This window comes from Streptomyces sp. Ncost-T10-10d (assembly GCF_900091955.1).
Taxonomy (GTDB): Bacteria; Actinomycetota; Actinomycetes; order Streptomycetales; family Streptomycetaceae; genus Streptomyces.
In genome coordinates this window covers 22729-29792 of the sequence record NZ_FMDF01000043.1, presented here as the reverse complement: position 1 = coordinate 29792, position 7064 = coordinate 22729, and the positions used below count along the sequence as shown (strand labels likewise).

The window sequence follows — 7064 nt, the reverse complement described above, 5'->3', positions numbered from 1 at the left end:
CCGGGGGTCCTTGGCGCGTGGTGCTCGGCGGGATCTCGACCCGCGCTCGGTGGGGCCCCGCGCTCGTGGGGCCTGTGCTCGTAGGGCCTGCGCTCGTAGGGCCGCCCTACTTGCGCTTGGGCCGCTTTCCCTTGGTGGCCTTGCGGGCGGCCGGGTTTCCGGTGCGGGCCGAGCGGCGCTTCGCGTAGCGGGCCAGGGCCGTCTCGTACTCGGTGCGGCGCAGTTGCTCGCCCGGCGCCTCCTTGAACGTACGGAGGAAGTACGCGATCAGTGAGCCGACGAAGCCGATGGTCTTGAGGCCGCGCAGATTGGCCTCGCGCGCCGGATCGGCCGGGCGGCGACCGAAGCCTTCCCACGTCTTGCGGAAGGCGATGGCGCTGCAGATGGCGAACATCAGGACGACCAGGATGCCGACGAGGTTGCCGACGTCGGCGATCTCCAGTCCCTGGAAGGCGAAGCGGAGTACGAAGCAGGCGGCGACCGCGGCCGCGAGGGAGCCCACCGCCGCCCCGACGCGTCGCAGCCCGTAGCCCCCGTCGTGGTCGACCCAGGTCGTACCGAAGAAGAGCAGGGGCTCGGGCTGCGGGCCGGGCGCAGTGCTTCCGGGTGTGGTGCCGGGGCCGGGGGCTTCGCTGTTCTCGCTCACGAGGTCGATTATCCCCGGGCGGTCTCGGCCCCGATCGTCGTCCCCGTCACAGGCCCGATCGCCGTCCCGTCACGGTCCCGGTCAGTCGCAGCGCGGGGCGATGTACCCGTCGCTCCCCGTGTGGACGTAGGCGTCCGCCACGAACTGGCCGTTGGCGATGTTGTCCCAGAGGTTCGAGGTGCCGTACGGGCCGGTGACCCGCTCCCCCGGCTTCTGGCAGTAGACCGGAACCTTCATTCCGTACGGAAGCGTCCTGACGATGCCGTACTGGGTGCCCGGTCCCGTGCGGACGTTGACCCGGTAGCCCGGCGCGATGGGGTACCTGGTGACGTCGTCGGTGCCGGCGAGCGCGGCCACGTCCTCGGCCGCGTCGGTGGTGATGTCGGTGTGCTCTTCCATGGCCGTGAGGCCCTCCCCCGTTGAGAGACGGTGTGTACGACGCGCAGGCTACAAGCCCCGCCCGTTTCGCACGCACCATCGACTAGGCTCCGTGCGTCGCGCTTGCGGACGAACACACGGGGGTGGGCGATGCCGCCGCTGCGAGGTACCGGAGCCAATCCGGAAGCGGAGCATCCGGAATACGCCGGTCATTACCGCCTTGAGGCATGTCTCGGCGCGGGCGGCATGGGCGTCGTTCACCTGGCGCGCTCCACCTCGGGGCTGCAGCTCGCCGTCAAGGTGGTGCACCGGCACTATTCGGCAGACCCTGAGTTCAGGGCACGCTTCCGGCAGGAGGTCGGGGCGGCGAGGCGGGTCAGCGGGGCCTTCACGGCACCGGTCGTCGATGCCGATCCCGACGCCGCACGGCCGTGGATGGCCACTCTGTACGTGCCCGGCCCCACGCTCTCCGACCAGGTGAAGCGGAACGGGCCGATGGCCCCCGCCGAACTGCGCAGACTGACGGCAGGACTTGCCGAGGCGCTGCGCGACATCCATCGGGCCGGAGTGATCCACCGCGACCTCAAGCCGAGCAATGTGCTGCTCTCCGACTCCGGGCCCAAGGTCATCGACTTCGGGATCTCCCGGCCGTACGACAGCGATCTGCGCACCGAAACGGGCAAGCTGATCGGCTCGCCGCCGTACATGGCGCCCGAACAATTCCAGCGACCGCGTGAAGTCGGGCCCGCCGCGGACGTGTTCGCCCTGGGGGCCGTGCTCGTCCATGCGGCGACCGGCCGGGGGCCCTTCGACTCCGACAGCCCGTACATCGTGGCCTACCAGGTGGTGCACGACGAGGCCGATCTGACGGGGGTGCCGACCGCTCTGGCTCCGCTGATCGGCCAGTGCCTGGCGAAGGACCCCGCGGAGCGGCCCACTCCGGACGACATCATGGCGGCGCTGCGCCCTCCTTCGTACGACGCCGCCGCGTTCATACCGTCGCAACGGCGGCCGGAGGCTGTCGAAGTCCCGGCGGTGTCAGGACCGGAGAGCGCGACCGGGGCGGACGCGGACACGCATGTGGGCGTGGGCGCGGCGGCGCGGGGCCGGAAGGCGGCCCCGAGCGGTGGCGGCAAGCGGCGGTGGCTGGCAGCCGCTGCGGCGCTGCTCGTCATGGGTGCCGGTGGGGTGTGGGCTGCCGGGGTGGTGGGCGACTCAGGTAGCTCGGGTGAGTCGGAAGGCTCCGGTGAGCCGGGTGAGTCAGGCGGCACGAAGGGCTCGGCAGCGGCGTTCGCGCCGTGGCGGACGCCGCTGCCGACCTCGGGCAGCACCACGCCGGTCTGTTCCTCGGCCGGCGGTGCCGACGAGGAGGCGTCCGGCCCGTCCGCCGCGCTGTACTGCGCGGCGGACGGTATCGGCACCGCCCGGTTGGACCCCGCGGACGGCCGGGTGCTGTGGTCCCGTCACGGCCCCGCCGGGGACACCCCGTCGGTCGCCGTGGTGTCGGTCTCCGGCGGTCTGGTGCATACGGCGGTGCCCGGCGGGAAGCTCCGGGCGTACGACCCCGCCAAGGGCGAACAGGTCTGGGACGCGGATCTCTCCCCGTATCTCGGCGCCCCCTTCGCCGCGGGCGACACGCTGCTGCTGGTCAGTGAGGACGGCACGACCGAAGCGCTCGACTCCGCGACCGGCGTGTCCCTCTGGCGGCATCCGCTCACCGGACACCAGCGGCCGGACTACGCGCTGTACGACGAAGGATCGGGGCTGGCCTACGCATTCGAGCACTCGGCCTATGGGTCCACCACGCTGGTCACGGCCGTCGATGCGGCAACGGGACACGCGGCGTGGCAGCGGCGGCTGGACGGAATGCTCACCCCGGTGGGGACCTCGGGCGGTGCGCTCGTCCTGACGTCCATGAACGGGGACGCCCAGACCGTCGGACTCGTCCGCTACGACCCCGAACGAGGGCGCGTCGCACGCGTGGCGCTGCCGTTCCGGATGAACGAACCGGAGGTCGTGGTGGGCGGGGACACCGCGTACCTGCTGGCGCACGGCGGGACCCTGGTCGCCGTCGACACGCGCCCGGCGGGCGACGGGGCTGTCCGCTGGCAGCTGGAGACCGCTGCCGGGCGGACGTCGGCGCCCGTTCTCGCCACCGGGAACCGGCTGTACTTCTCGGCGGCGGACGGGCGGCTGCTCGCCGTGGACACCGAGCGCGGAACGCTGCTGGGTCAGACGAGCCCCCGGCTCCGGGACGGGAGGCTCACGTACGCATCGGCGCTGCCCGCCCCTGTCGCCGCCGGCCGGACCGTCTTCGGTACCGCGCCCGACGGGTCCGTGTTCGCCGTCGACGGACAGGACCCCGCTCACTGGTGAGAGCGGGGTCCGGCGGCAGCGTTCGCGGCTGTCCCGGTCAGCCTCGGTTCAGCCGAGCTTGGACACGTCCCGCACCGCACCCCGGTCCGCGCTCGTCGCCATCGCCGCGTACGCGCGCAGCGCCGCGCTGACCTTGCGGTCGCGGTCCTTCGGCGCGTACACGCCGTTCAGCGCCTCGCGGCGGGTGGTCAGCTCGGCCTCGGGAACGAGGAGCTCGATCGAGCGGTTCGGGATGTCGATCCTGATCCGGTCGCCGTCCTCGACCAGCGCGATCGTTCCGCCCGACGCCGCCTCCGGCGATGCGTGGCCGATCGACAGGCCCGACGTGCCGCCGGAGAAGCGACCGTCGGTGACTAGCGCACAGCTCTTGCCGAGGCCGCGGCCCTTCAGGAAGGAGGTGGGGTAGAGCATCTCCTGCATGCCGGGACCGCCGCGCGGACCCTCGTAACGGATGACGACGACGTCGCCCTCCTTGATCTCCTTGCGGAGGATCTTGTCGACGGCCTCGTCCTGCGACTCGCAGACGACCGCCGGGCCCTCGAAGGTCCAGATCGACTCGTCGACGCCCGCCGTCTTCACGACGCAGCCGTCCTCGGCGAGATTCCCCTTGAGGACCGCGAGGCCGCCGTCCTTGGAGTACGCGTGCTCCAGGTCGCGGATGCAGCCGCCCGCCGCGTCCAGGTCGAGGGTGTCCCAGCGCTCGGACTGCGAGAAGGCCGTCGCGGAACGCACGCATCCGGGGGCCGCGTGCCACAGCTCGACGGCCTCGGGGGACGGGGAGCCGCCACGGACGTCCCAGTTCTTCAGCCACTCGCCGAGGGTGGCGGAGTGCACCGAGTGCACGTCCTCGTTGAGCAGACCGCCGCGGTAGAGCTCACCGAGGATGGCCGGGACGCCGCCCGCCCGATGGACGTCCTCCATGTAGTAGGTGCCGCCGGGGGCCACGTTGGGCGCAACCTTCGACAGACAGGGGACGCGGCGCGAGACCTCGTTGATGTCCTCGAGGTCGTAGGCGAGCTCGGCCTCCTGCGCTGCGGCGAGCAGGTGCAGGATCGTGTTGGTGGAGCCGCCCATGGCGATGTCCAGCGCCATCGCGTTGTCGAACGCGGCGCGGGTGCCGATGGAGCGCGGCAGGACCGTCGCGTCGTCCTGCTCGTAGTAGCGCTTGGTGATCTCCACGACCGTGCGGCCGGCGTCCTCATACAGCGCCTTGCGGGCGGTGTGTGTGGCGAGGACGGAGCCGTTGCCGGGGAGCGAGAGGCCGAGGACCTCGGTCAGGCAGTTCATCGAGTTGGCGGTGAACATGCCGGAACAGCTGCCGCAGGTGGGACAGGCGTTCTCCTCGATACGGAGGATGTCCTCGTCCGAGACGTTCTCGTTGACGGCGTCGCTGATCGCGTTGATCAGGTCGAGCTTGCGGACCGTGCCGTCGACGAGGGTGGCCTGGCCGGCCTCCATCGGACCGCCGGAGACGAAGACCGTCGGGATGTTCATACGCATCGCGGCCATCAGCATGCCGGGCGTGATCTTGTCGCAGTTGGAGATGCAGATCAGCGCGTCCGCGCAGTGCGCCTCGACCATGTACTCGACGGAGTCGGCGATCAGGTCGCGGGAGGGGAGCGAGTAGAGCATCCCGGCGTGGCCCATCGCGATGCCGTCGTCGACGGCGATGGTGTTGAACTCACGGGGGACGGCGCCTGCTGCCCTGATGGCGTCGGAGACGATCCTGCCCACCGGGGCGAGGTGGGTGTGGCCGGGGACGAACTCGGTGAAGGAGTTGGCGACAGCGATGATCGGCTTGCCGATGTCCTCGCTCGCTACGCCCGAGGCCCGCATAAGGGCGCGGGCGCCCGCCATGTTGCGGCCGTGGGTGACAGTGCGGGACCTCAGCTGGGGCATCGTCTCTCGCTCCTTCGACAGAAAAGACTGCTTCCGAGCCTACGCCTCCGGCTCCAAGATCTGGACACGGTGTCCGGTATGCGGGATGGGGTGCTCGGTGGGTGGGCCGAGGACCGGGGGCGTGGTGGAGGGCCGGTCCCCTGCCCGCTCCTCCTGGAACCGGGGCTCTGCCCCGGACCCCGCTCCTGGAGCGCCCGAGTGGCCGGATGCAGCCGGGGAATGGCCGGCCGGTGAGGCTGAAGTGTCAGCGTTCCGTCAGGTAGCGCTGCAGTGTCGGTGCCACCATCTCGATGATCTTCTCCGGGGGCGCCGAAGCAAGGGGTTCCGCCCGGATGACGTAGCGCAGCATCGCGATCCCGAGCATGTGCGAGGCAGCCAGTTCCGCGCGGAACGTCGCGTCCGGTACGTCCAGTGCCTCCGCGATGCGTTCCAGGAGGCGGCGCAGGACGAAGCCGCGGAGGACCTTCGCCGCCGCCTCGTGCGTCAGCGCGGACCGCATGATCGCCAGCAGAGGTGCCCTGGACACCGGGTTCTCCCATACGGCGATGAAGTAGCGGGCCAGCCGCTCCCCCAAGCCGTCCGTGCCGCTGCCGAGGATGTCCGGGATCACCAGGGCCGGCTCGAAGGAGAGCTCGACGGCGGCCGCGAAGACCTCGTCCTTCGTACCGAAGTAGTGGTGGACGAGGGCGGAGTCGACGCCTGCCGCCTTGGCGATGCCCCGGATCGACGTCTTGTCGTAGCCGCGCTCCGCGAACTCGGTGCGGGCCGCCTCCAGGATGCGGGTGCGGGCGTCGGGGCCGGTGGTCCCGGCCGTGCGGGAGGGGCGGCCGCGGCGCTTGGGGGCGGGGCCGGTGGGATCAGTGGGATCGGTGTGGCCACCGGTCATGGGCGCGGCGCCTCGGCCGAGGACGACGCCAGGTGGAGCCGGGTGAAGGCCAGCGCCTCGGCCAGGTCGGCCTCGCGTTCGGCGGTGGACATGGCGCGGCGGGTATTGACCTCGATGACGACATGGCCGTCGAAGCCGGTACGGGCCAGGTGTTCCAGGAGTTCGGCGCAGGGCTGGTCGCCGCGGCCGGGCACCAGGTGCTCGTCCTTGTTGGAGCCCTTGCCGTCGGCGAGATGGATGTGGGCGAGCCGGTCGCCCATCCGGTCGACCATCGCCATTCCGTCCGTGCGGGCCGTCGCGGTGTGCGACAGGTCCACGGTGAAGTGGCGGTAGTCGTCGTTGGTGACGTCCCAGTCGGGGGCGTATGCGAGCATCTCGCGGTCCCGGTAGCGCCAGGGGTACATGTTCTCGACGGCGAACCGCACATCGGTCTCGTCCGCCATGCGCCAGATCCCGGTGACGAAGTCGCGCGCGTAGTTGCGCTGCCAACGGAACGGCGGATGGACGACGACGGTCGTCGCCCCGAGCTTCTCAGCGGCGGCACGGGCACGCTGGAGCTTCACCCACGGATCGGTGGACCAGACGCGCTGCGTGACCAGCAGACAGGGCGCGTGGACGGCCAGGATCGGCACCTGGTGGTAGTCCGAGAGCCGTCGCAACGCCTCGATGTCCTGGCTGACGGGGTCGGTCCACACCATGACCTCGACACCGTCGTAACCAAGACGCGCGGCGATCTCGAAGGCCGTCGCCGTCGACTCCGGGTAGACGGAAGCCGTCGACAGGGCGACCTTCGCATCCGGGATGCGCACCACTGGTTCTGCCACTGGGACAGCCTACGGGCAGTGTGACGCCGCGCCGAGGGACCCGGGCGGAAAGTGA

General features: G+C 71.0%; 6 protein-coding genes. 1 reads left to right on the top strand and 5 read right to left on the bottom strand.

What is annotated here, in order from left to right:
* Window positions 1-106: 106 nt before the first annotated feature.
* Entirely contained in the window at window positions 107-646 is a 540-nt protein-coding gene (locus tag GA0115254_RS04970) for a hypothetical protein (RefSeq protein WP_093894053.1), read from the bottom strand.
* An 81-nt stretch (window positions 647-727) separates the two neighbouring features.
* Window positions 728-1045, bottom strand: coding sequence for an SH3 domain-containing protein (locus GA0115254_RS04965; RefSeq protein WP_093894052.1), 318 nt, complete (start codon window positions 1043-1045; stop codon window positions 728-730).
* 129 nt (window positions 1046-1174) lie between these two features.
* On the opposite strand from GA0115254_RS04965, the gene GA0115254_RS04960 reads away from it, so the two are divergent.
* Complete coding sequence (locus GA0115254_RS04960; RefSeq protein WP_093894051.1) at window positions 1175-3400, top strand: protein kinase domain-containing protein; 2226 nt, start codon at window positions 1175-1177, stop codon at window positions 3398-3400.
* Window positions 3401-3448: 48 nt separating this feature from the next.
* On the opposite strand, the gene ilvD is transcribed toward GA0115254_RS04960, so the two are convergent.
* The 3 genes from ilvD to GA0115254_RS04945 all read right to left on the bottom strand — a co-directional run bounded on the left by ilvD (window position 3449) and on the right by GA0115254_RS04945 (window position 7009).
* Window positions 3449-5299, bottom strand: coding sequence for a dihydroxy-acid dehydratase (gene ilvD, locus GA0115254_RS04955; RefSeq protein ID WP_093894050.1), 1851 nt, complete (start codon window positions 5297-5299; stop codon window positions 3449-3451).
* 244 nt (window positions 5300-5543) lie between these two features.
* Window positions 5544-6185 (bottom strand): TetR/AcrR family transcriptional regulator, encoded by a 642-nt coding sequence (locus GA0115254_RS04950; RefSeq protein WP_093894049.1) that lies wholly within the window; start codon window positions 6183-6185, stop codon window positions 5544-5546.
* Window positions 6182-7009: a sugar phosphate isomerase/epimerase family protein gene (locus GA0115254_RS04945; protein WP_093894048.1), complete on the bottom strand. Its 828-nt coding sequence runs from the start codon at window positions 7007-7009 to the stop codon at window positions 6182-6184. Before GA0115254_RS04945 ends, GA0115254_RS04950 begins: the two co-directional genes overlap by 4 nt.
* Window positions 7010-7064 lie beyond the last annotated feature (55 nt).